The following is a 22,241-nucleotide window of genomic DNA, read 5'->3' on the forward strand; positions in this document are numbered from 1 at the left end:
ACGCCTGCTGCTGCACAATCGCAGTTTGAAATTAATAAAGATTCCCTTAAGCCAACCATCAGCCATTCTTCGGAAATAAACCTGAGCCCTAAACCGAGGACACCTGAACCGGAATTACCTGCTGACGATGATACCGAAACCGGTGATGAGAGTTTTGTAATTGAAAAGTTTGAGGAAGAAGACATAGTAGAAGAAAACCTTGCAGCAAAGCTTGTAAAGGATTTTGGTGAGTTTGACCCTACCCTTGAGCTTTCCAACTACCAGTTGCCCTCTATCGAATTATTAAAAGATTATTCTTCGGGAGGAATTACCATTAATCAGGAAGAACTTGAGGAAAACAAAAACCGCATTGTAGAAACCCTGCGGAATTATAAAATTGACATAGCCCAGATTAAAGCTACTGTAGGCCCAACAGTTACACTATATGAAATAGTGCCTGAAGCAGGTATCAGGATTTCTAAAATTAAAAGCCTTGAAGATGATATAGCACTGTCGCTTTCGGCATTGGGAATACGTATAATTGCCCCTATACCGGGCAAAGGAACCATTGGTATTGAAGTACCTAACAAAACTCCAACTATGGTTTCCATGAAAAGCGTTATTGCGTCGCCAAAATTCCAAACGGCAGAAATGGAACTGCCTGTGGCTTTAGGTAAAACCATTAGTAATGAAACCTTTGTGGTTGACCTCGCAAAAATGCCGCACCTTCTTATGGCTGGTGCAACCGGGCAGGGTAAATCGGTAGGGCTTAATGCAGTGCTTACATCGCTGCTTTATAAAAAACATCCTGCAGAGGTTAAATTTGTACTTGTTGACCCTAAAAAAGTGGAACTTACCCTTTTTAATAAAATTGAAAGGCATTACCTGGCCAAACTGCCGGACTCAGAAGACGCTATTATAACTGATAATACAAAAGTTATAAATACCCTGAATTCCTTATGCGTTGAAATGGATAACCGTTACAACCTTTTAAAAGATGCAATGGTAAGGAATATTAAGGAATATAACGAAAAATTCCGCCAAAGGAAATTAAACCCCGAAAACGGCCATCGTTTCCTGCCTTACATTGTTTTGGTTGTAGATGAATTTGCCGACCTTATAATGACTGCCGGCAAGGAGGTTGAAACCCCGATAGCAAGGCTTGCGCAGCTTGCCCGTGCTATAGGCATACACCTTATTATTGCAACGCAGCGGCCTTCGGTAAACGTTATTACCGGTATTATTAAGGCAAACTTCCCGGCACGTATAGCTTTTAGGGTTACCTCTAAAATTGACTCCCGCACCATTTTAGACAGCCAGGGTGCCGACCAGCTTATAGGCCGTGGTGACTTATTGTACACGCAGGGCAATGACCTTACACGGGTGCAATGCGCTTTTGTTGACACACCGGAAGTTGAAAAAATTACTGAATTTATAGGATCGCAAAAAGCGTATCCTGATGCTTACCTGCTGCCGGAATATGTTGGCGAGGAAAGTGGCATTAATCTTGATATGGATATAAGCGAGAGAGATTCGATGTTCAGGGAAGCGGCAGAAGTTATAGTATCGGCCCAGCAGGGTTCGGCCTCACTTTTGCAGCGTAAGTTAAAACTGGGCTACAACCGTGCCGGCAGGCTTATAGACCAGCTTGAAGCAGCAGGTATTGTAGGGCCTTTTGAAGGCAGTAAAGCCCGTAATGTACTTATACCCGACCTTGTTTCGCTTGAGCAATTTTTTAAAAATGAAGAAAACAATTTTTAACATGTCAAGTATTTTTAAAGCTTTTTTAGCCTGCCTTGTTTTTGTAACCGCCACAGCGCAAAATTCGCAAAAAGCAAAAAGCCTGCTAAACCAGGTAACTGCTAAAATTAAGGGTTATGACAATATAGAGCTTGACTTTAAATATTCCGTTAGTAACCCAAGCCAAAACCTAAATCAGGAAAGCAAAGGCAATGTTACTTTAAAGGATAACTTATATGTGCTTAACATAATGGGCATAACACGCATATATGACGGCAAAAAGGTTTATAATATTGTACCGGAGGATGAAGAAATAACCATTTCATCTTTTGACGAGCAGAATACCGATGAGCTTACACCTGCTAAAATGTTTACATTTTTTAATTCAGGTTATCAGTATATGTGGGATATTACACAAAATATAAGAGGGCGTAAAATCCAATACATAAAACTTAAGCCGCTTGATGCTAAAAATACTACCAAAGAAGTGCTTTTGGGTATTGATATACAAACAAAGCATATATACAATTTGATAAAAACAGACAAGGATGGTACTAAAACTACGTTTACCATAAATTCTTTTAAGGCAAACCAGCCATTGTCAAAAAATCATTTTACCTTTACCGAGAGTAAATACCCCAATTATTACATTAATAGATTAGACTGATTTCGGGTGAAAATTTTAGACCGTTATATTCTTACCTCTTTCCTTAAAACCTTTGGCTCGGTATTTATTATCCTGTTTTTTATATTCATCTTGCAGGGTATATGGCTTTTTATTGCTGAACTGGCCGGTAAAGACCTTGATGCATGGCTTGTAACAAAATTTCTTTTGTTCTATTCGCCAAAAATTATCCCGCTGGTATTGCCGCTCTCTACCCTACTCGCCTCTATCATGACCTTTGGTAACTTTGCCGAAAACTATGAATTTGCCGCTATGAAGTCTTCCGGTATTTCATTAAAGAGGGCAATGCGGGCGTTAATAGTATTTATATTCGGGTTAAGCATTACCGCATTTTTCTTTGCCAATAATGTAATACCCAAAGCTGAGTATAAGTTCATTAACCTTAGAAAAAGCATAATACAAAGAAAGCCTGCCATGGCCATTGTAGAAGGGCAGTTTAATTCTATAGGCAATTTTAATATTAAAGTTGATAAAAAAACAGGTGAAAACGGCGAAAAACTTGAAGGCGTAACTATACATAAACGTGCGCCCGGCGCAGTAAACGCTACCATAATACGCTCAAAAACAGGCCTGCTTAAAAGCAGCGAATCCTCAAACCTGTTGCAGCTTGAGCTTTTTGACGGGTATTACTATGAAGAAGTAAATACAAAAAACCATGCCGAACGCCAAAAACAGCCTTTTGCAAAAAGCAGTTTTTCCAGGCAGGTTATGAACATAGACCTTTCAAAACTCAACTCTAATGATATGGATGAGGATGAAGTGGTTCATACCAATAATATGCTTAACATTAGTGAGCTAAACTATACAATTGACTCCCTTGAAAACAACTATGACAAGGAAGCCAAAAGTATTGTTGACAATATAGTACAGCGCACTAATGTTGTGATTGCACCAAGGCTGAAAGTAAAAAAAACAAATGATACTGTTACTACAGTACAACAGGAAGCAAATAAAGATACAGTTCCACAAGAGCTGTTGAGCCTCTTAAAAAACAATTCGGATAAAGCACAAATATTAAATGTAGCTTCCAATAACACTACCGGTTCAGATTTTACCATAACATCCGGTAAAAATGAGCTTAACTCAAAAATAAAGAATATAAATAACCACTGGCTGGCGTTTTACGATAAATTTGTTATAGCCTATGCCTGCCTGTTAATGTTTTTTATAGGTGCACCGCTGGGAGCAATTATCCGCAAGGGCGGGCTTGGACTGCCTATTGTTTTTGCCGTACTTATATTCATTATTTTTCATTTTATAAATACATTCGGTAAAAAACTGGCACAGGAAAACGGTATAACACCGTTTTTAGGAGCCTGGATGTCATCATTTATACTGAGCCCCTTGGCAGTGCTGCTTACTTACAGGGCAACTAATGATATAGGATTATTCAGTATGGATAATATACTATTTCCAATCCAGAAATTTTTTCAGAAAATTTTTAAACCTAAACCAAAAGAACAGGAATAATGTCTGTCGATAAAATACAACTCAACACAATTGAAGAAGCCATTGAAGATATCCGCCAGGGAAAAATAATTATAGTGGTTGATGATGAAGACAGGGAAAATGAAGGTGATTTTCTTGCCGCTGCCGAAAAGGTAACCCCTGAAATGATAAACTTTATGGCTACGCACGGTAAAGGCTTAATATGCACTCCCCTTACCGAAAAACGCTGTAAAGAACTGGAATTGCACGCCATGGTTACCAATAATACCGATACTATGGAAACTGCTTTTACTGTTTCGGTAGATTTAAGGGGCAATGGTGTAACTACAGGCATATCTGCACAGGACAGGTCAAAAACGGTAGAGGCTTTAATAAACCCGGATACAAAATCTTATGATTTAAGCCGCCCCGGGCATATATTTCCGCTGATTGCTAAAGAAGGAGGAGTATTGCGGAGGACGGGCCATACAGAAGCCGCTATAGATTTTGCAAGGCTTGCAGGCTTTAAGCCCGCAGGTGTAATTTGCGAAATAATGAATGAAAACGGAACAATGGCAAGGCTGCCTGAACTATATGAGGTAGCTAAAAAATTTAACCTGAAACTGGTTTCAATAGAGGATCTTGTAGCATACAGGATGCAGCATGACAGCCTTATACATAAAAAAGAAGATTTTGAGATAGAAACCCGTTTCGGCACTTTCCGCTTGCGTGCCTATGTGCAGACAACAAATAAACAAATACATATTGCACTTACTAAAGGCAGCTGGAATATGGGTGAGCCTGTACTTACAAGAATTAATTCTACACAGGTTAATAATGATATTTTAGGCACATTAACCAATGATGCTGATAAAAAGCTGGACAGCATGTTCCAAAGAATGAATAAAGAAGGTAAAGGCGCTATTTTATTCATTAACCAGGAAATCCCTCCAATGGATTTATTAAACCGTATAAAAGAACTTAAAGAACTTCAGGGTAAGGGCATTTATAAAGCACCACAGGTAAAAATGGATGTGAAAGATTTTGGTATTGGAGCCCAGATATTACATGATATTGATATTTCAAAAATACGGTTGCTTAGCAACTCTGAACAGACAAAACGTGTAGGAATGATTGGATATGGACTGGAAATAACAGAATACGTTAACTTTTAGCCATTGTAAATTTATGGTAATGAAACCTTTACTAAAACAACGAAAACAAAACAAAAAAAAGTTTTTGAAAAAAGGAAAAGGTTACTATATTTGCAACCGCAATCAGCAGTGATAGCAGCATATTGGAGAAATGGCAGAGCGGTCGAATGCGGCGGTCTTGAAAACCGTTGACTGTAACAGGTCCGGGGGTTCGAATCCCTCTTTCTCCGCAAAAAACCCCGTAATCGTTTGATTTACGGGGTTTTATTTTTTTAGTTGACAATATCGTTGACAATACTGTTTAATATATAGTAGAAACTTTGATATTAAACTTTTGTTTTTTGTTGATTCAATAAATACTCAACAAGTGAAGGAAAACGAGAACTATTAGCTTTAGCACTTTTTTTCTAAATAATCTTCTATTTTATCTAGTGTATCAAATTGAGTGTCTTTTACACTAAGCAAGTCATCAAATGTTTTTTTTCTCTCATTTACTAACTGCAAATTATTTAAGTCTAAAACCGTTATTAGGTGAACAACCGCTTGAAATTTTAATTGTAGAGATGAAATCAGCAATAGGTTAATTAGGATAAATGACTATTAAATATAGGTTAATTAGGGTAAATGACTATTAATTATAATGTTAATAGTAATATCATTATCACCAAAGCAACTGGAATCGTTGAGGAAACAATAAGTGATCTAATCCAATTTCTTTTTATATCATTTGGATAGGTGGTTTTAATAGACCTCATAATTATATAAACTAAAGGTAGGGTTAGTAAATATCCTAAGGGCTTATATTTTCCCCCTAAATCTAATGGCTCTGTAGATATAAATATTTTGTAGAATCTCCCGAAAATTCCTAACCATAAGAATAATATTACTAGCGCTATCATCGCCTTTGCATTTCTAGCAGAATCAAAATCTGATTGCCATAATTTAAAAAATTTATAATAGCTTGTATAATAGTATTTAATTATTTTTTTCATTCTCTCAAGTCTATAATTGCACCATCTTTATTTCCCGTTGCCGCTTCAACTTGCTTATCTATGTAACCTCCTATACTTGTAGCTTCCCCAGCAACCAAATACGAAACCCCCATAGTTGCTAAATCTGTCAAGAAGTATGCTCCAGCTATTGTTGTTCCTACTCCCCGGAACTCATATTGCTAATCCAGACAAATCTACATTAATTACATCAGAAGTCTTAACATTTTTATTCTCAACAACAGAATATGTGGTTAAGCCTCTTGTTAATACTTATAAATAAGTACCAACATTTCTAGGTTCATTAACTTTACCTAATTGTTAAATTCTCTAATATTTAGCATCCTTATTATGCCATCTGCTTTGAAAAATATTTGAAACACCTATAATCTTAGTTTGGTGCCAAAATTCATTCATCAAATGTGTTTCACCTTTATCCATTATGGAGTGTCATTTTTATATAACCTGCCTATTGCGTGTTGAGTTGCACCTTAAAGGTTTTCAATTTAAGAATACTAAAGAAGAATAATCATTGTGTGCTGCAATATCGGTTTAAATCCTTCTTCTCCACCACCAGTTTTTACGATGGTTATTACATCTTAAGTAAATCTTAAGCAAGTATCTACAACAGCCGTGCTAAATGTACGTTAATTTGTTAAAACGATTTTATCATGAAGACATTGCTGATTTTATTTATTGCTTTACTCCCTTTACAGTGGGAAACTGATTTTGACACTGCCCTTAAAACCGCGCGCGAAAAAAATAAACTAATACTCCTTAGCTTTTCCGGTTCAGACTGGTGTGCACCCTGCATACAAACAAAAAGGGAGTATTTTGAAAGCGAAAGCTTCATTAAAATGGCAAAAGAAAATCTAGTTCTTGTCAACGTTGACTTCCCGCGCAGGAAAAAGAACCAGCTATCAGCAGAACAAACCAGGAAAAATGAAGCACTTGCAGAAAAATACAATAAGGAAGGAAACTTTCCTTATACACTTCTTTTAGATGCCAACGGTAAAGTGATTAAATCATGGAAAGGAAAGCCGGATGCGCCTGTTGAAGAATGGGTGGGCGAAGTTAAAAAGATATGTGCATCCTATAAAAAATAAGGTTATGCAGGACTTTTCACAGTCATTAAAGTTAATGGGTAATAATTTCACTATTACTGTAGTTGCCTCTTCTGAATCGGAGGGCAAAATGCATATTGAAACTGCCATTAATGAAATAAGGCGGATTGAAGCTATGCTAACCACCTATAGCAGTGAGAGCGAAACCAGCCTTATTAATGAAAATGCCGGTATAAAACCTGTAAAAGTAAGCCCGGAAGTATATGCCCTGATAGAGCGCAGCATTGCCATATCAAAAATTACCCAGGGTGCCTTTGATATTACCTATGGAGGAATTGATAAGAGCCTTTGGAATTTTGATTGCACCATGACTATACTTCCCTCAAAAGAGGAAGCACTTAAAAGTGTGCATCTTATTAATTACCAAAATATTATACTAAACCCTGAGGAATGCTCTGTGTTTTTAAAGGAAAAAGGAATGCGTATAGGCTTTGGTGGTATAGGGAAAGGGTATGGTGCTGAAATGGCAAAAAAGCTTTTGGTGCAGCAAAATGTAAGTAGTGGTATCATTAATGCCAGCGGCGACCTTACTGCCTGGGGAATGCAGCCATCCGGAAACCCATGGCGAATAGGGATCTCTGACCCCGACCAACCACAACAGGTATTTTCATACCTGAATATTTCTGGCAAAGCTGTGGCTACATCGGGCAACTATGAAAAGTTTGTGGTAATAGGAGGTAAAAAATATTCGCACACTATAAATCCCAAAACAGGCCTGCCTATAGCTGGAATAAAAAGTGTAACCGTAATAAGTGATAGTGCAGAATTTGCCGATGCCATGGCAACGCCAATTGCTGTAATGGGTATTAAAGCGGGCCTTAACCTTGTTAACCAGATTCCGGGCCTGCATTGCATTATAATTGATGACCACAATAATTTATATACCTCCCAAGAGATTAACCTTAAATAACCCTGTTTATGAAACGATTTTTTTTACTGACAATCCTTTGCAGCTTTTTATTTTCATGTGCTGAGGTTAAGGAATACCAGAAAAACAAAATTAATGATGCCGAAATGGCACTGTCCAACCGTACAATTGAGAAGACTGAACTCAATTTCCAGTCCTACCGTGAGGGTTCCTCAGGAGCCAATGCAGGAAAAAGCGGCGGCGGCTGTGGCTGTAACTAACTAATTTTTACTGAATATGAAACGTATATTTATAACAGGGCTTGCATTGCTTGGGCTCATGAAAGCCTATTCGCAGGCAGAAAAGGCGCAGGACAGTACAGCTTATAAAGCCAGGAAGCTAAAAATAGAAGAAATAAACCTGGTGTCAAGCTATTATTCTCAGGATGGTAATAATGCTGCGGTTATGGGTGGAACAGGCTCTGAACACCTAACGGATATATCAAATATTATTGACCTGAACCTGGTTAAATATGGCTCAAACGGAATTAAGCATAACTTTAATGTTGAGGTTGGTGTAGACCACTATACATCTGCATCATCTGACCGTATTGACCTTCATGCAAATTCTTCAGCATCTTCAGCTGATACAAGGGTTTATCCTTCTCTTAACTATGTAAGGGAAAACCAGGAAAAAGGAAGGACAATAGGTATTGGCATATCTTCCTCTACCGAATATGATTACCAGTCATTTGGAGGCAACATAAGCTTTGCCCAGAAAACAAAAGACAGGAATGGGGAATTTACCGCCCGTTTCCAAACTTACCTCGACCAGATAAAAATGATTGCTCCTGTAGAACTTAGGGGCAACCCTGATACTGAAAGTTCGGGCAGCAGCTCACGAAATACGTTTGTTGGTTCATTAAGCTACTCTCAGGTCATTAACCAAAACTTTCAGTTGCTGTTTCAGGCAGATGTTGTTTCGCAGCAGGGCTACCTGGCACTGCCTTTCCACAGGGTATATTTTGCCGATGGCAGTGTACACCAGGAAAAGCTTCCTGATAACAGGCTGAAAATACCACTTGCTGTACGTGGAAGCTATTTTATTGGTGACAATATAATTGTGCGGGGGTATTATCGGTTTTATACTGATGACTGGGGCATTACATCGCACACTGCCAATATTGAAGTGCCTATAAAAATATCGCCATTCTTTTCCGTTAGCCCTTTTTACAGATATTATAACCAGACTGCTGCAAAGTATTTTAATGGCTATAAAATGCACAGCCTGCCCGGTGAGTTCTATACCAGTAATTACGACCTTTCAAAATTTGACAGCAATTTTGTGGGGTTAGGCTTGCATATAGCCCCGGTTAACGGCTTATTTGGTGTAGAACGTCTCACCATGCTGGAAATAAGGTATGGGCACTATATGCGTTCTACAAATTTAAATTCAGATATTATAAGCATAAACCTTAAATTTAAATAAAGGTTTTAGTAACTTTATTTGAAATAAGCAATTGATGAAAATCCTGATTATAGAGGATGAAGCCGGTATTACCAAATTCCTGCAGCAAGGGCTGCAGGAAGAAGGTTATACAGTTATTACTGCCGAAAACGGGACTAATGGCATTAAATTGGCCCAAGCTGAAAAGCCTGACCTGATATTGCTGGACTGGATGCTCCCCGGTATTAACGGGTTGCAGGTTTGTAAAAACTTTAGGAAAAGCAGTATAGATACACCTGTAATATTCCTTACTGCAAAAGATACCATTCAGGAAACTATTGAGGGATTACGCGCCGGTGCAAATGATTATATAAAGAAACCTTTTAGTTTTGAGGAACTACTGGAACGTATAAGAGTACAGTTACGTAAAAGCCCTGTTATTGAAGAAGTAATTCTTGGAAATTTTAAAATTATACCTGCAGCTTACAAAATTACCAAACACGGCCACGAAATCAACCTTACCCAAAGAGAATTTGAACTTCTAGCATTTCTTTTAAAAAACAGGGGAAAAGTATGCACCCGAAAAGATATAATCAGTGATGTTTGGAATATACATTTTGATTATGACACTGGCGTTATTGATGTATTTATAAACGCCATACGCAAAAAGTTAAATCTGAGTAAGGAAGAGGACTTTATTAAAACCGTGCGCGGCGTAGGATACCTTATTGAAAGTTAATGAATAATATCTCTTTTAAAAATCGTATTGCACTATATTTCAGCATCAGTACTGCATTATTGGTTTTGGTTGTATTTGTGGTTATTTACTATATTGTAAAGTCGGAAGTGTACCAAGACCTTGATAACGACCTTGATACTGAAGTAAAAGTGCTTTTAGACGAGATTGCTATAGATTCTTCTGGATTTCAAATAGCAGATGAGGAGTGGGAAGAAAAAGAGCATAAAACATTAGACATAAATCCGATTTTTATACAGTTTATTGACACCGGAGGCAACATTTTCGCTAAGTCGCCTAACCTTAAAGATGCTTCATTATATTTTAAAAAATCGAATAATAAAGCCGGACAGCACTACAACAGTTTTCTGAATGGTGCGGCAGTAAGGCAATACCACATTGCTGTTCCCTATAAAAATAGCACTGTAGGATATATAGTTGTTGCAACCCCAATGGAAGATGCAGGGCTGTTACTAAAAAACCTCCAGAATATACTTGTTATTGCCTATCCTACCCTATTAGCTATTCTATTTTCAATTGCAAGGCTGCTTGCAGGAAAAAGTATAAAACCCATACAACATATCACAAATGCCAGCGCAAAAATTACGAGGGAAAATCTTAGCAGCCGGATTCCCCTGCCCTATTATAAGGATGAGTTATTTACACTATCAAAAACAATCAATGCTTTACTACAACGCATAGAAGATGCTGTATCGCGCGAAAAACAGTTTACATCTGATGCTTCACACGAACTGCGTACTCCGCTTGCTGTAATTAAAGGTACACTTGAAGTACTTTTAAGAAAGCCCAGGAGCGGTGAGGAATATGTAGAAAAAATAAAATTCTGCCTTACAGAAGTAAACCGAATTAATGCAATTGTAGACCAGTTGCTTTTACTGGCACGCTTTGAAAGCCAGAAACAATTAATAAAAAACGAGCCTTTAAATATTAACGCATTATTATATGATATTACTGCAAGATATTCACAAATTATCACAGATAAAAGCATCAATGTTGAATACCATCTTAAAGATGAGGTTTACATTCATTCTGATGAATACTTATTTTCGATAATATTAGATAATATAATTAGCAATGCGGTTAAATATACACCTTCCGGAAATAGTATTACACTAACGTTGGAGCAGGCTGATAATAAGGTCACCATTATAGTAGCAGATAGCGGCATCGGCATACCGCAAGAAGACTTGGTGAAGATTTTTAATCCGTTTTTCCGTTCCGGCACAGCAAAGTATGGTAATACCGCGGGTACAGGTATTGGCCTTTCAATTGTAAAGCGCCTTTGTGAATTATTACAAATAAATATAACTATTATTAGTAAAATTGGCTCGGGAACTACTGTGACACTTAGTTTAGGGCAGTAGTTTTAAGGTATATATTAAATATAGGTAAGTATATACAGGTTTACACCATGAAAATATGTAAAAAGGTTTATAAATCATAAACTGAATATAGGCAATAACATACTGACTTAAAAGTTGATACCAAACATAATTAACCAAACCCTACATATTAATATCACTTCGTGGTTTATTTCCAATATTTCCTCCTGACAATTTAATTGCTGTATAAAGAGGAAGTAATGCAGTTATTATAAATAGTAATAATACCTTAAATAATGAGTAGATTTTATTTTCATTCTTTATTTATTTAGCTGCGCCAATATACATTTTTTCGGCTTTAAAAAAGTCTATCTGTTGCTAATATACAGTTGTATATATATGATATTTTTTCAAGGATTGCAAAAGTCGCAGTACTCCGGTTCTTCTTTTATAATACCCCGTGGATACCACCTATTTTCACAACATTGGCATTTCTGGCAACAGTAAATATGGTATAATGTAGATTTTGTAGGGTGCCCGCAACGGCTGCAGGGAAGCCCGGGCCTGGCTGAAGTCATTCCAAAACCCGGACAGGAACATTCAGGGCACTCATTAGCTATCTTTTCTATCAGTTTATCGGCAGCCTGCCCAATCACAAGCATACGGCTGGGGTTATGCATCGCTCTCATGTCTGTTTCAATAAAGGCACATCCTCCTTTACCCTTAAGAAAATCATAAGCTTTGTAAAGCGTATCATAATCTGTTATACCTTTTACCATATCGGTATAATCATATTGGCTTTTTTTGAGTATTACGGCATGGGAGGGAAATTTACATAACTCCAGAAACCTGACAAGTTCGGGATGATTATTTATGGTTGCAGCATTAAAGTTAGTTTCCAGTGATATTACCCGTGTGGTAATTTCCAGGTTATTTTTAGTATCTATCAGCATCAGCATCTCTTCATCTGCCGAAGCAAAGAAAATATTGGGATGTGAACCAAAGGATCCCTCACTGGAAAGGGCAAGGTCAAAACCCTCTTCCTCCATCCCCCTTTTACATTTCTCCCTCAGCACTGTAAGTGCATCGCCCGGCCGTTCCCGTTCCCCGGAAAAAGTTCCAAGCATATCGGTATCAAAAGAAGATGCCACCATGCACTTCACATTAAGGGCTTTCTCCAGTTTGGGTGCCAGTACAGCTTCTTTGCCATGTTTTGTAACAATAAGAAGTTTCCTGTTTTTAAATAACCCTGACATTTACTCGATGCTTATGACCGAATGGATGTGCAATTGTTTTCCGACAGGAATTTCTGAAATGAAATCGGAGAATTTCCTTTTTGTTTCCACTAACTGTTCCTTGCGTTGCAGGGATTTTTTATCCTCTTTACCCTGCCTGATTTCACTGCTGAAATTTTCCCTGCTGTGAAACTGTATTTTAAATTCCAGCAGGTTTGTAATTATCTCTTTTGCCTCTGCCGGGGTAAACGTCCCGTCAATCAGTACAAATTTTTGTGGTGCTTTTTCGTTTTGCATTTTATATTGTTTTTATTGTTAATTTTTAGGACATCATATTTAACAGTAATGCACAAGCCAACAATTAAAAGTGCCGGTGCTGCCATTTTAATCATCACAATTATATAGTGGTCAGGAATAATTTGCTGAATAAGATGCATATAAGCTTTTTAGTTGATTACAAAACTAAGTAGCAGTACTCATAAGTTTTTATTTATATTTGATATAGTTATTATTAAATAATTTTATGAATTATACGCTTAACCAATTACAAATTTTCCTCAAGATTGCACAAACCTTAAGCATTACAAAAGCAGCAGAGGAACTCCATTTAACCCAGCCGGCGGTTTCCATACAGCTTAAAAACTTTCAGGCACAGTTTGACATGCCCCTTACCGAGGTAGTGGGAAGGAAAATTTATATTACTGACTTTGGAAAGGAAATTGCAGTTTCTGCCGAAAGAATAATTGAACAGGTATATGCCATTAACTATAAAACTGCCGCTTATAAAGGACTGCTGACAGGAAGCATAAAAATTTCTGTTGTTTCTACAGGTAAATATGTAATGCCTTACTTTCTTACCGATTTCCTTAAGCTGCATCCGGAAGTAGAACTTGTTATGGATGTTACCAACAAGCGGGATGTGGTTGAGAGCCTTGGCAGGAACGAGGTCGACTTCTCCCTGGTATCGGTGCTGCCACCAAAACTGGAAACAGAAAAAATGGAACTGCTTAAAAATAAACTTTACCTGGTGGGTAACACCGAGAGTACATTTCCTTTGGAAAATACAACTGAAATATTTAATGAACTCCCGCTTATATTCAGGGAAGATGGCTCGGGTACACTGCAAACAATGATGAATTATCTGGAAAGGAATGATATCCGCTTTATGAAAAAGATGGAACTGAAATCCAACGAAGCGGTTAAACAGGCTGTACTTTCGGGAATGGGCTATTCTATAATGCCCCTGATTGGTATTAAAAATGAATTGCTAAACAATGAAATGCAGATTATTCCTGTAAAAGGGCTGCCTATTACAACACAATGGACACTTATATGGATGAAAGGTAAAAACCATTCACCTGCTGCGGCGGCTTATCTTGATTTTTTAAAACACGACAGGCAACGCATTACAAGCGAAAAGTTTGGGTGGTATGAACAGTTTTAACAAAATTAAAAAGATAGTTATCATAAAATAATTTTATGAACTTCATTACAAACATAAATAAAAATATATGTATTAGTTTTTAAAACTTTGTGCCATAATTAAATATACTGATTATGGTTTTAAAAACAATCGAAAAAAGCCTCTACAATGCAGGCAAAGAAAAATCCGGCACACCAATAATTTCAAAAATAACGACGCCGTTATTTTGGCTGCTGTTTCTTATTAGTGCATCCACCCTTGTTTACTACCTAATACAGCAACCTGTATGGAAATGGCAGGATGTAGTTCACATTAATGCTTTTACCCTTTTGTTATGGTGCGTTGTTACTTTATTCAGTGCCATCGTCAGTACCTTTGCGCAAAATTATCTTTTAGGATTTAAAAATCAGGGCAGCTTTTCTGTTATGAGCCTTGGTTTTGCATTTTCTGTAATGCTTTTTATCGCTTCAAACCATTTTCTTTTATTAATCATTTCATGGCTTTGTATGGGCTTTTTCATGTCAAGGCTAATAGGCAGCGATACCAGTTGGGGTGAAGCAAGGCAGGCAGGCAGGTATGCACTCAGGTTTTTTATCGGCGGTACATTACTTCTCAGCCTTGGCCTTTTAATTATCTACCTATATACGCAGGAGCATGCAATCAGTGGTGCAATGCCAAAAATTACCTCTATTCCTGATTATGCCTTGTGGTCGTCGGGCCTGCTGATTTTTATAGCAGCCATTATACAGTCCGCCCTCTACCCTTTCCACCGATGGCTGTTAAGCGCAATGACAGCACCTACTCCCGCTTCTGCACTTATGCATGCCGGTTTTGTAAACGGCGCAGGAATAGTAATGTCCGTGCTTGCACCGCTGTTCTTTGCCTCAAATATGCTTTCCCTCCTTTTTATTGTGGGAGGCATAACGGCAATAACTGCGCAGTTTGCAAAGCTCCTCCAGGTAAATATAAAGCAGAAACTGGCCTGCTCTACCATAGCACAAATGGGCTTCATGATTATGCAGTGCGGCCTTGGCTTTTTTAATGCTGCAGTGGCCCACCTTATCCTGCATGGGTTTTACAAGGCTTATTTATTCTTTTCTTCGGGTGAAGAAATAGAAAGAGGGATTCCTAAAAAACAGTTACCTGCAAAAATCTCACCGCTTCAGGCATGTTATGTGTTAATTACGGGATTGGCAGGCGCGTTTTTATTCAGTTTGCTTACCCATAAAACCACAATTACTGACAGCAGTATTTTCCTGACCCTTGTTGTGGCTATTTCTGTTAGCCAGGCTTCCTATAATATTGTCAGGGAATCCAGCCTTTCAAGATGGCAGCAGCTTACTTTGCCTTTACTGTTGCTCGTTTCAGGAATTTCCATGTATGCAATGGTATATAACGGTGTAACTGTTTTAATGTCGGAAATGGCTATGACAGCAGTTCCTCAGCCTATTGGTGCTGTCCACATCATTTTCGGTTTGGTTTTCATTGCAGGATTTTTTGTAATGAAACTGGGGCTTTACCGTAAAATACCCTGGCTGTATACACAACTACTTAATGCAACACAACCTTACACAAAAACAGTTTTAACCTTCAAAAAAAACTAATATGAACAGGGAAAACCTTACAAACTCAATTGATAGAGCAGCAAAAAGTATCAGGACAACATGGCCTTTATATTCCTTTGTTACCTCCAACCCTTTGGCAGGATATGAAACTATGAGTTTTTTAGAGGCAGTTATTAAAAGTAAGGGCTTATCAGGCGGCGACCTCCTGCCTGGCCCTGCAATACTGCAAAAGGCATTGAACGAAGGCGAAATTGATAAAAAAATATTATCCCGATTGCTTACCGCAAGTGGTATAGGCCATTCAGCAGAAGATACACTTGAATTAATGGCAGAGGATGAAAAATACAGCTATAACGAAAATGCGGTTTTAGACAGGATTGTTTCCAAATGGCTGACGGCTTTTATGGACGAAGGTATTGCAGAATGGGAAATGCCTTTCAAAGCGGAGGGATTTTATAAAGCATGGCGAAAGCTGGCGGTGTACGATAGCGAAACGGGCTTGCCGAAAAACATTAAGATGCCGAAAAGTGCCTTAGAGGCAATAGCCCACGCTCTTGCTGACTATCCGGAGGAGGAATATCAGGAAATCATGGAATACCATTTTGCTGCCTTACCGGGCTGGGCGGGATATATTAAATTCAGGATAGAAAATAATTCGCCTTGGCAAAACCACTACCCTGTATCGCTTGAAGATTATCTGGCTGTGCGGCTGTGGACAGCAATAGGCACAGGTGCCACGATAAAACCGCCGAAAAAAGATATGGCTACAATTAAAGCCATGTACAAAATCAGGTATATTTGGCTGCAGGCGTGGGAAAATTCATGGCAGGATAGGCTAATAAATAAATTAGCTCCGAAAAATAATGCTCCAAACACAAAAAAAGCACTGGCTGTTGCCCAAATGGTTTTTTGTATTGATACCCGCTCTGAAGTTATCAGGAGGCATATAGAATCAACAGGCAATTATGAAACCTACGGATATGCCGGTTTCTTCGGGATAGCGATGGATTACATGAATCCCACCACAGGAATTACCAGTAAATCGTGCCCTCCTATACTAAACTCATCATACACCGCAAAAGAGGTTCCTGCCAAAAATGGTATTAATGATTTCCTAAAGTACCAAAACAATAAAAAAAGGAACCTGTTTAAAAAGTACTTTCTTAAAAGGATGAAAAACCTGCTTCCATCTGCTTTCGGTTTTGTTGAAGCATCAGGATTAGCTTATGGGGCACTGTTACTTTTTAAAAGCTTATTCAGGGGTGCCAACACAAAAACTAATAATAATGGAAACCTGTTAGAAAAATGCTGTACACCTTCATTGCTGCCAACTGCCAGCCAGGCATATAACAATATCTCTTTAGAGGAAAAAACAATAATTGTAAAAACCGCCTTTGATTTAATGGGCTGGAAGGAGTTTTCACCTTTGGTGTTGTTTGTAGGCCATGGGAGCCACTCTTCCAATAACCCTTTTGCATCCAGCCTTGATTGCGGGGCATGTGCAGCAAGCCCAGGCAGGCACAACGCACGGATGCTTGCAGAGTTGGCGAATTTACCTGAGGTAAGGAAAAATTTAAAGGAGATATATAGTATTACAGTACCGGATAATACGCTTTTTATAGCGGGTGAACACAATACAACTACAGACGAAATTACGCTTTTTGATGCATCTTTACCTACTGAGCACAGCAAGCAGCTACTTAAGCTTAAAGACGATTTAAAAACAGCCCAAAGAACAGCAATAGCAGAAAGGCTTGGCAAGGGCGAAAGAAGCAATAACAGGGCTTTGCGTAAAGCAAGGGATTGGTCGGAAACAAGGCCGGAATGGGGATTAGCTAAAAATGCCGGTTTTATTATCGGCCCCCGATTGCTGACCAAGCATATAAACCTTGAAAGCCAATGTTTCCTGCACTCTTACAACTGGGAATCAGACCCTGATGCTACAGCCCTGGAAGCAATAATGCAGGGGCCAATGGTAGTAACACAATGGATTAACAATCATTATTACTTTGCAACTGTTGATAATGAAAAATTTGGAGGAGGAAGTAAAATAAGCCACAATATAACAGGCACATTCGGGGTGGTACAAGGTAACGCCGGAGACCTTAAAAGCGGATTACCGTTACAGTCTGTAAACAGTTCTGACAGTGAAATTTACCATAAGCCGTTGCGACTTTCGGTAATAATACAAACTCCCCTTAAGTCCGTTAAAAAAGTTTTGGAAAAGAATGAGAACCTGAAAACCCTTATTAATAATGAGTGGATAAGTTTACTTGTAATGGATCCTACTAAGGAAAACAGGATTGTGAAATATAAGGAAGGTAATATAGTAACGAACTCTGAAGCCGTTAATCATAACTATACATTTCAAAGTGCCTGAGCAGGGTGAAAAAATACTCTTATAATAAATTATTCCTGCCCAGCTAATTGAAGCCCAGAGTGCCGTTCTAAACATGTTCGGTACTCTGCTTTTTAATCTTCAAACTTTACGCGCAGTACCTTAGTGCTGCTCTTCATTAGATTCAGTACTGATAAACATTTCATTCGACTCCTCTGAAATAACTTTAAGAAAACGGTCATAGTGCTTTAGCACATCGCTTATTAATTCTTTTTTCGTAAAGTACTGTACATCATATCCTTCCCTTGTATCTCCAAAGTAAGCTACAGGATAATAGGTTTTACGGCTGCCATACTCCGGCAAATTTTCATCTTCAACAAGATATTCCGAAACTTTCTTTACCTGTACTTTTACTCCATAAAGGAAATTGTTTACAACATCATGCGCTATTTCAAGTTCAATTCCATACGGATTTTCGGTTTTCCTTATATCCACCTGTATGCTGTTATTTAAAAATTCCTGTTGCAATTCTGTAAAAGCAGGGGTTACATAAGTAGTTATAAATTCTTCAACCGAAGCTTTATTTTTAGGGGATATTATTTTTTTCAGGCGCTCTTTCCATAAGCTTCCTGACCAGGGGATAGTTGCTACCGAGAAATTTTGCTGGTAGTACCTGTAATCTATAAATAGCCCCTGTAACAAAGCGGCAACTATAAAAAGCATAATTACGGCAAAGGGAAGCGCAGTAATCAGTGTCATGGTTTGCAGTGCTTTAAGCCCGCCCGCCTTTAAAAGCATTAAAGCAAGCGCAGCGAGCAATATTCCCCAGAATATTTTTTGCCAGGTTGGCGAAGAAGTCGAGTTCTTGGTGGCTATGCTATCCATAACAAGTATACCTGAATCTGCCGAAGTCATGAAAAAGATAATCACAATCATAATTACTACCGCGCTTGTTACAGAGGGAAGCGGAAGATATTCCAAAAAGCTAAACATCAGTGCTTCCGGGTTATTTACAAGGCTGCTGAGTGCCCCATCGGCAATATGAAAATCCGTCCATATGGCACTGTTACCAAATACCGACATCCATATAAAGTTAAATAATGTAGGTAAAATAAGCACAGCAGCAATAAAAGACTTTATACTTCGCCCTTTGGATATACGCGCAATAAAAAGCCCTACAAAAGGCGCCCAGGAGATCCACCATGCCCAATATAAAATAGTCCAGTTGTAAAACCACGGAAGCGATTTCTCATCATACACGTGGGTATTAAATGTTATGCTGAAAAAGTTGTTTATATAGTTACCAAGCCCGTCGGTAAAGCTTCCTATTATGTAAACGGTGGGGCCGGCCAGTAGAACAAACAGCATGAGAAGTACTGCTGCTGTTATATTTATATTGCTTAATACCTTTATGCCTTTGCTAACCCCTGATATGGCAGAAATGATTGCCAGCGTAACTAACACTGCTACAATAATTACCTGATAGGTAAAACTTGTTTCAGGCACTACGTTTAAAGCTTCAAGCCCGGAGTTGATTTGCACAACACCAAAACCAAGGGTTGTTGTAATACCAAAAAAAGTGCTGCATAAAGCAAAAACATCAATAGCCTTACCCCATCCCCCATTTATTTTATCTTTAAGCAGCGGATATAAACAACTGCGCAATGACAATGGCAAACGGTACCTGTAGGCAAAATAGGCTAAAGAAAGCCCTACCAGCCCATATACGGCCCATGCATGTATTCCCCAGTGGAAAAATGTATATAGTTGCGCATTTTTTGCCTGGTTGATATAATGGTTTCCTGCAAAAGCCTCATCGGCATAGTGTGACATGGGTTCGGCTACTGCAAAATACATAAGCCCGATTCCCATACCGGCCGCAAAAAGCATTGATATCCATGAAAAAAAGGAATATTCCGGCTGGCTGTCGTTACTGCCAAGCTTAATATTGCCATACTTACTGAACATGAGGTATATCAGGAAAATTACAAAAATTGTTACTGACCATACATACACCCAGTTAAGATTTACAAATATGAAATCCTTCGCAATGTTTAGTACGCTCTCAGCCATTGAAGGAAATAAAACAGTAAAAAGGCATATACCAATTATAAATATCATCCCGGGCAGGATAATACCCCTGTCAAAAGTTGTCAGGTTTTTAATTTTGGACATAAAGTAAGATTTATCGCAAAATACGATTAAATAGATATAAGTCCTAATTTGTATCGGCCTTAAGCAGCCTTACTACCGACATAGTTACTCTTTCATAGTTATTTCTTGTAATAAGCCATTCCACATCCTGCTACTCTTATTAATAGCACTGTATCAAAGTCCAAAAAAAGCCCCTTAAAAAGGGGCTTTATAAAAACTGATTATTTTTTTACAAATTTTGTATGTATCCCATCGGCAGACTTTAAAATATATATTCCTGCGCTAACTTCACTTACATTTATAGTGTTGCTGCCCGGTTTAAGGGTTTCCCGAAGGATAATCTTTCCTGCTAAATCAATCACCATAACTTCTGAAGCATCATTAACATGTATAAATAAATTATCGGTTACAGGATTTGGATATATTTTCCATCCCTTCTGTTCAAAACCTTCAGTGCTTAAATTAGTTATTGCTACACAATCTGATGTTGATGAACATCCGTTTTGCGAAATTACAACTGCATACGATCCGTTTTGGGAAGCAGTAAAAGATACACCTGTAGCACCATCTATAGGTTGGTTATCGGAGCAGTTTATCCATTGGTAGGTAGCCGGAGAAGCAGAAGCTGTAATTGTATTGCCCTGCACAGTTACATCAGTAGTAACAGTATTCACCGTAACAGTCATTGTGGTTGCAATAGCACATTGCCCGCTACTGGGTGTAAAGGTATAGGTAGTTGTAGCATTGTAATTTGCAGCGGGGCTCCATGTACCTGTAATCCCGTTATTGGAAACAGTTGGCAGTGTAAATGAACCATCATTACATATACCTGATATTTGTGTAAACGCGGGTACAACAGGAGTTGTTACATCTACCGAAATGGTATTGCTGCTTACCGCACCTGCGGCAGCACAGGTTGCGCTGCTGGTCATCACTACAGAAATACTATCTTCATTAGCTAAACTTGTTGTTGTATATACAGGGCTGTTGGTTCCCACATTATTGCCATTTCGTTTCCACTGGTACTGCGGTGTTGCACCGCCATTAACAGGCGCTGCGGTAAAAGTTATTTCTTCACCCGCGCATAGTTGTGTGGTTGAAGCAGTTATGGAAACCGAAGCAGTACAAGGTTCGATAACTCCGTAAACGCAAATGGAGAAACCTTCAATTGAAACTGCCTGGTACACATTAAACACCCTTATATAATATTCCTGGCCCTGTATAAGGTTAGCAACCGTTGCTGTTTCGCTGGTATTTAAACCATAATTGTTAATACAGGCAATTGGAGTACCATTACACCCTCCCTGGAATACCTGGTAACCAAGATCACGCCCCGAAATTGGCCCTATATATATATTTGCGCTGTTTCCTTCAGCAATAAACCTGAACCAGACATCCTGCCCTGCCTGCGGGGCGCAGGAAACAGCAGGCCCATCTAATTTAGCACCCGAAAACGTAGCACTAACCTGAGAACAGCTTGCCGTTTGGTACAATAACTTTGCATTTTCGCAGGTATCATTGGCAGGCTTTGGATATTTTGTTATGCAAAAAGATATGTTATTAGTAGAATATCCGCTCATAGTATGGAAGAACCTAACGTAATAGGTTTGCCCTATAATATAATTGTTGCTTATATGGTATTCTGATGTATTATTGCCATTATTGTCAACACAGGCTACCATTGTGCCGTTACAGCTTCCTTCATAAACCTGGAAACCGGGATTAAATGAACTTACCGGATTCAGGTAAATACTGTAGGTTTCTTCTGTAGCAACAAATTTATACCAAATGTCCTGTGTTACAGTACCTGATGTGCATGAAGTTGCAGAACCATCATTATCTGAGCCCATAAATGTGCCGGGAACATAAGTACAGGCAGTATCTGGAAATACTTCGGTGGCATTGGCGCAAAGGTCATTGGCAGGGGTTGGATACTTCCTGACACAAAGCTGGAAATTACGGGTTTGAAGGCTGTGCGAAGCGTTAAACACGCGGATGTAATATTCCTGCCCTACAATAAAATTATTATTGAAATACCTTTCTTCATAACTCGCA

Annotated in this window: 18 protein-coding genes and 1 tRNA gene; 14 read left to right on the forward strand and 5 right to left on the reverse strand. The window is 38.5% G+C overall.

Annotation, left to right across the window (positions count from 1 at the left end):
* The 5 genes from GSF09_RS08115 to GSF09_RS08135 all read left to right on the forward strand — a co-directional run.
* The coding region (locus tag GSF09_RS08115) for a DNA translocase FtsK (protein WP_159800449.1) at positions 1 to 1,740 on the forward strand (1,740 nt) is incomplete at its 5' end.
* 1 nt (position 1,741) lies between these two features.
* A complete protein-coding gene (locus GSF09_RS08120) occupies positions 1,742 to 2,386 on the forward strand; it encodes an outer membrane lipoprotein carrier protein LolA (RefSeq protein ID WP_236564863.1) in 645 nt (214 codons plus the stop codon).
* Between the two features lie 6 nt (positions 2,387 to 2,392).
* Positions 2,393 to 3,874 carry an LptF/LptG family permease gene (locus GSF09_RS08125; protein WP_159800451.1) on the forward strand — a complete coding sequence of 494 codons (1,482 nt, stop codon included), beginning with the start codon at positions 2,393 to 2,395 and terminating at the stop codon, positions 3,872 to 3,874.
* On the forward strand, positions 3,874 to 5,007 hold the full coding sequence (ribB, locus tag GSF09_RS08130) for a 3,4-dihydroxy-2-butanone-4-phosphate synthase (RefSeq protein ID WP_159800452.1): 1,134 nt from the start codon (positions 3,874 to 3,876) through the stop codon (positions 5,005 to 5,007). Before GSF09_RS08125 ends, ribB begins: the two co-directional genes overlap by 1 nt.
* A 124-nt stretch (positions 5,008 to 5,131) precedes the next feature.
* Positions 5,132 to 5,216: transfer RNA gene (locus GSF09_RS08135), tRNA-Ser, on the forward strand.
* A 405-nt stretch (positions 5,217 to 5,621) separates the two neighbouring features.
* On the opposite strand, the gene GSF09_RS08140 is transcribed toward GSF09_RS08135, so the two are convergent.
* The gene (locus tag GSF09_RS08140; RefSeq protein WP_159800453.1) at positions 5,622 to 5,978 is read right to left on the reverse strand and encodes a hypothetical protein; all 357 of its coding nucleotides are present in this window, start codon (positions 5,976 to 5,978) and stop codon (positions 5,622 to 5,624) included.
* A 668-nt stretch (positions 5,979 to 6,646) separates the two neighbouring features.
* On the opposite strand from GSF09_RS08140, the gene GSF09_RS08145 reads away from it, so the two are divergent.
* The 6 genes from GSF09_RS08145 to GSF09_RS08170 are packed head-to-tail and all read left to right on the forward strand — an operon-like array spanning position 6,647 to position 11,513.
* On the forward strand, positions 6,647 to 7,081 hold the full coding sequence (locus tag GSF09_RS08145) for a thioredoxin family protein (RefSeq protein ID WP_159800454.1): 435 nt from the start codon (positions 6,647 to 6,649) through the stop codon (positions 7,079 to 7,081).
* A 4-nt stretch (positions 7,082 to 7,085) separates the two neighbouring features.
* The gene (locus tag GSF09_RS08150; RefSeq protein ID WP_201309337.1) at positions 7,086 to 8,009 is read left to right on the forward strand and encodes an FAD:protein FMN transferase; all 924 of its coding nucleotides are present in this window, start codon (positions 7,086 to 7,088) and stop codon (positions 8,007 to 8,009) included.
* A gap of 8 nt (positions 8,010 to 8,017) precedes the next feature.
* A complete protein-coding gene (locus GSF09_RS08155; protein ID WP_159800456.1) occupies positions 8,018 to 8,227 on the forward strand; it encodes a DUF4266 domain-containing protein in 210 nt (69 codons plus the stop codon).
* Between the two features lie 16 nt (positions 8,228 to 8,243).
* Positions 8,244 to 9,434: a DUF3570 domain-containing protein gene (locus GSF09_RS08160; protein WP_159800457.1), complete on the forward strand. Its 1,191-nt coding sequence runs from the start codon at positions 8,244 to 8,246 to the stop codon at positions 9,432 to 9,434.
* A gap of 34 nt (positions 9,435 to 9,468) precedes the next feature.
* The gene (locus tag GSF09_RS08165) at positions 9,469 to 10,131 is read left to right on the forward strand and encodes a response regulator transcription factor (RefSeq protein ID WP_159800458.1); all 663 of its coding nucleotides are present in this window, start codon (positions 9,469 to 9,471) and stop codon (positions 10,129 to 10,131) included.
* The gene (locus tag GSF09_RS08170) at positions 10,131 to 11,513 is read left to right on the forward strand and encodes a HAMP domain-containing sensor histidine kinase (protein WP_159800459.1); all 1,383 of its coding nucleotides are present in this window, start codon (positions 10,131 to 10,133) and stop codon (positions 11,511 to 11,513) included. The genes GSF09_RS08165 and GSF09_RS08170 overlap by 1 nt, the downstream gene beginning before the upstream one ends.
* A gap of 368 nt (positions 11,514 to 11,881) precedes the next feature.
* Here GSF09_RS08170 and GSF09_RS08175 read toward each other — a convergent pair whose 3' ends face one another.
* The gene (locus GSF09_RS08175) at positions 11,882 to 12,727 is read right to left on the reverse strand and encodes a DUF6671 family protein (protein ID WP_159800460.1); all 846 of its coding nucleotides are present in this window, start codon (positions 12,725 to 12,727) and stop codon (positions 11,882 to 11,884) included.
* Positions 12,728 to 13,003 carry a hypothetical protein gene (locus GSF09_RS08180; protein ID WP_159800461.1) on the reverse strand — a complete coding sequence of 92 codons (276 nt, stop codon included), beginning with the start codon at positions 13,001 to 13,003 and terminating at the stop codon, positions 12,728 to 12,730.
* A gap of 226 nt (positions 13,004 to 13,229) precedes the next feature.
* Here GSF09_RS08180 and GSF09_RS08185 point away from each other — a divergent pair, with 226 nt between their 5' ends.
* The 3 genes from GSF09_RS08185 (at position 13,230) to GSF09_RS08195 (ending at position 18,074) form a co-directional block, all read left to right on the forward strand.
* Positions 13,230 to 14,150, forward strand: a complete 921-nt coding sequence (locus GSF09_RS08185) for a LysR family transcriptional regulator (protein WP_159800462.1) — start codon at positions 13,230 to 13,232, stop codon at positions 14,148 to 14,150.
* Between the two features lie 113 nt (positions 14,151 to 14,263).
* Entirely contained in the window at positions 14,264 to 15,733 is a 1,470-nt protein-coding gene (locus GSF09_RS08190) for a proton-conducting transporter membrane subunit (protein ID WP_159800463.1), read from the forward strand.
* A 1-nt stretch (position 15,734) separates the two neighbouring features.
* A complete protein-coding gene (locus GSF09_RS08195) occupies positions 15,735 to 18,074 on the forward strand; it encodes a DUF2309 domain-containing protein (RefSeq protein WP_159800464.1) in 2,340 nt (779 codons plus the stop codon).
* A gap of 120 nt (positions 18,075 to 18,194) precedes the next feature.
* On the opposite strand, the gene GSF09_RS08200 is transcribed toward GSF09_RS08195, so the two are convergent.
* Positions 18,195 to 20,207 carry a BCCT family transporter gene (locus GSF09_RS08200; protein WP_159800465.1) on the reverse strand — a complete coding sequence of 671 codons (2,013 nt, stop codon included), beginning with the start codon at positions 20,205 to 20,207 and terminating at the stop codon, positions 18,195 to 18,197.
* A 200-nt stretch (positions 20,208 to 20,407) separates the two neighbouring features.
* A partial coding sequence (locus tag GSF09_RS08205; RefSeq protein ID WP_159800466.1) for a T9SS type A sorting domain-containing protein occupies positions 20,408 to 22,241 on the reverse strand: 1,834 nt, incomplete at its 5' end.

It is taken from the genome of Flavobacterium sp. MK4S-17 (genome assembly GCF_009848495.1).
Taxonomy (GTDB): domain Bacteria; phylum Bacteroidota; class Bacteroidia; order Flavobacteriales; family Flavobacteriaceae; genus Flavobacterium.

Excerpts from the sequence above, each read along its gene's own strand:
- GSF09_RS08165 (WP_159800458.1), top strand. The coding sequence starts at position 9,469 with ATGAAAATCCTGATTATAGAGGATGAAGCCGGTATTACCAAATTCCTG.
- GSF09_RS08170 (WP_159800459.1), top strand. The coding sequence starts at position 10,131 with ATGAATAATATCTCTTTTAAAAATCGTATTGCACTATATTTCAGCATC.
- GSF09_RS08140 (WP_159800453.1), bottom strand. The coding sequence starts at position 5,978 with ATGAAAAAAATAATTAAATACTATTATACAAGCTATTATAAATTTTTT.
- GSF09_RS08145 (WP_159800454.1), top strand. The coding sequence starts at position 6,647 with ATGAAGACATTGCTGATTTTATTTATTGCTTTACTCCCTTTACAGTGG.
- GSF09_RS08155 (WP_159800456.1), top strand. The coding sequence starts at position 8,018 with ATGAAACGATTTTTTTTACTGACAATCCTTTGCAGCTTTTTATTTTCA.
- GSF09_RS08200 (WP_159800465.1), bottom strand. The coding sequence starts at position 20,207 with ATGTCCAAAATTAAAAACCTGACAACTTTTGACAGGGGTATTATCCTG.
- GSF09_RS08190 (WP_159800463.1), top strand. The coding sequence starts at position 14,264 with ATGGTTTTAAAAACAATCGAAAAAAGCCTCTACAATGCAGGCAAAGAA.
- GSF09_RS08195 (WP_159800464.1), top strand. The coding sequence starts at position 15,735 with ATGAACAGGGAAAACCTTACAAACTCAATTGATAGAGCAGCAAAAAGT.
- GSF09_RS08180 (WP_159800461.1), bottom strand. The coding sequence starts at position 13,003 with ATGCAAAACGAAAAAGCACCACAAAAATTTGTACTGATTGACGGGACG.
- GSF09_RS08160 (WP_159800457.1), top strand. The coding sequence starts at position 8,244 with ATGAAACGTATATTTATAACAGGGCTTGCATTGCTTGGGCTCATGAAA.
- GSF09_RS08150 (WP_201309337.1), top strand. The coding sequence starts at position 7,086 with ATGCAGGACTTTTCACAGTCATTAAAGTTAATGGGTAATAATTTCACT.
- GSF09_RS08175 (WP_159800460.1), bottom strand. The coding sequence starts at position 12,727 with ATGTCAGGGTTATTTAAAAACAGGAAACTTCTTATTGTTACAAAACAT.
- ribB (WP_159800452.1), top strand. The coding sequence starts at position 3,874 with ATGTCTGTCGATAAAATACAACTCAACACAATTGAAGAAGCCATTGAA.
- GSF09_RS08185 (WP_159800462.1), top strand. The coding sequence starts at position 13,230 with ATGAATTATACGCTTAACCAATTACAAATTTTCCTCAAGATTGCACAA.
- GSF09_RS08120 (WP_236564863.1), top strand. The coding sequence starts at position 1,742 with ATGTCAAGTATTTTTAAAGCTTTTTTAGCCTGCCTTGTTTTTGTAACC.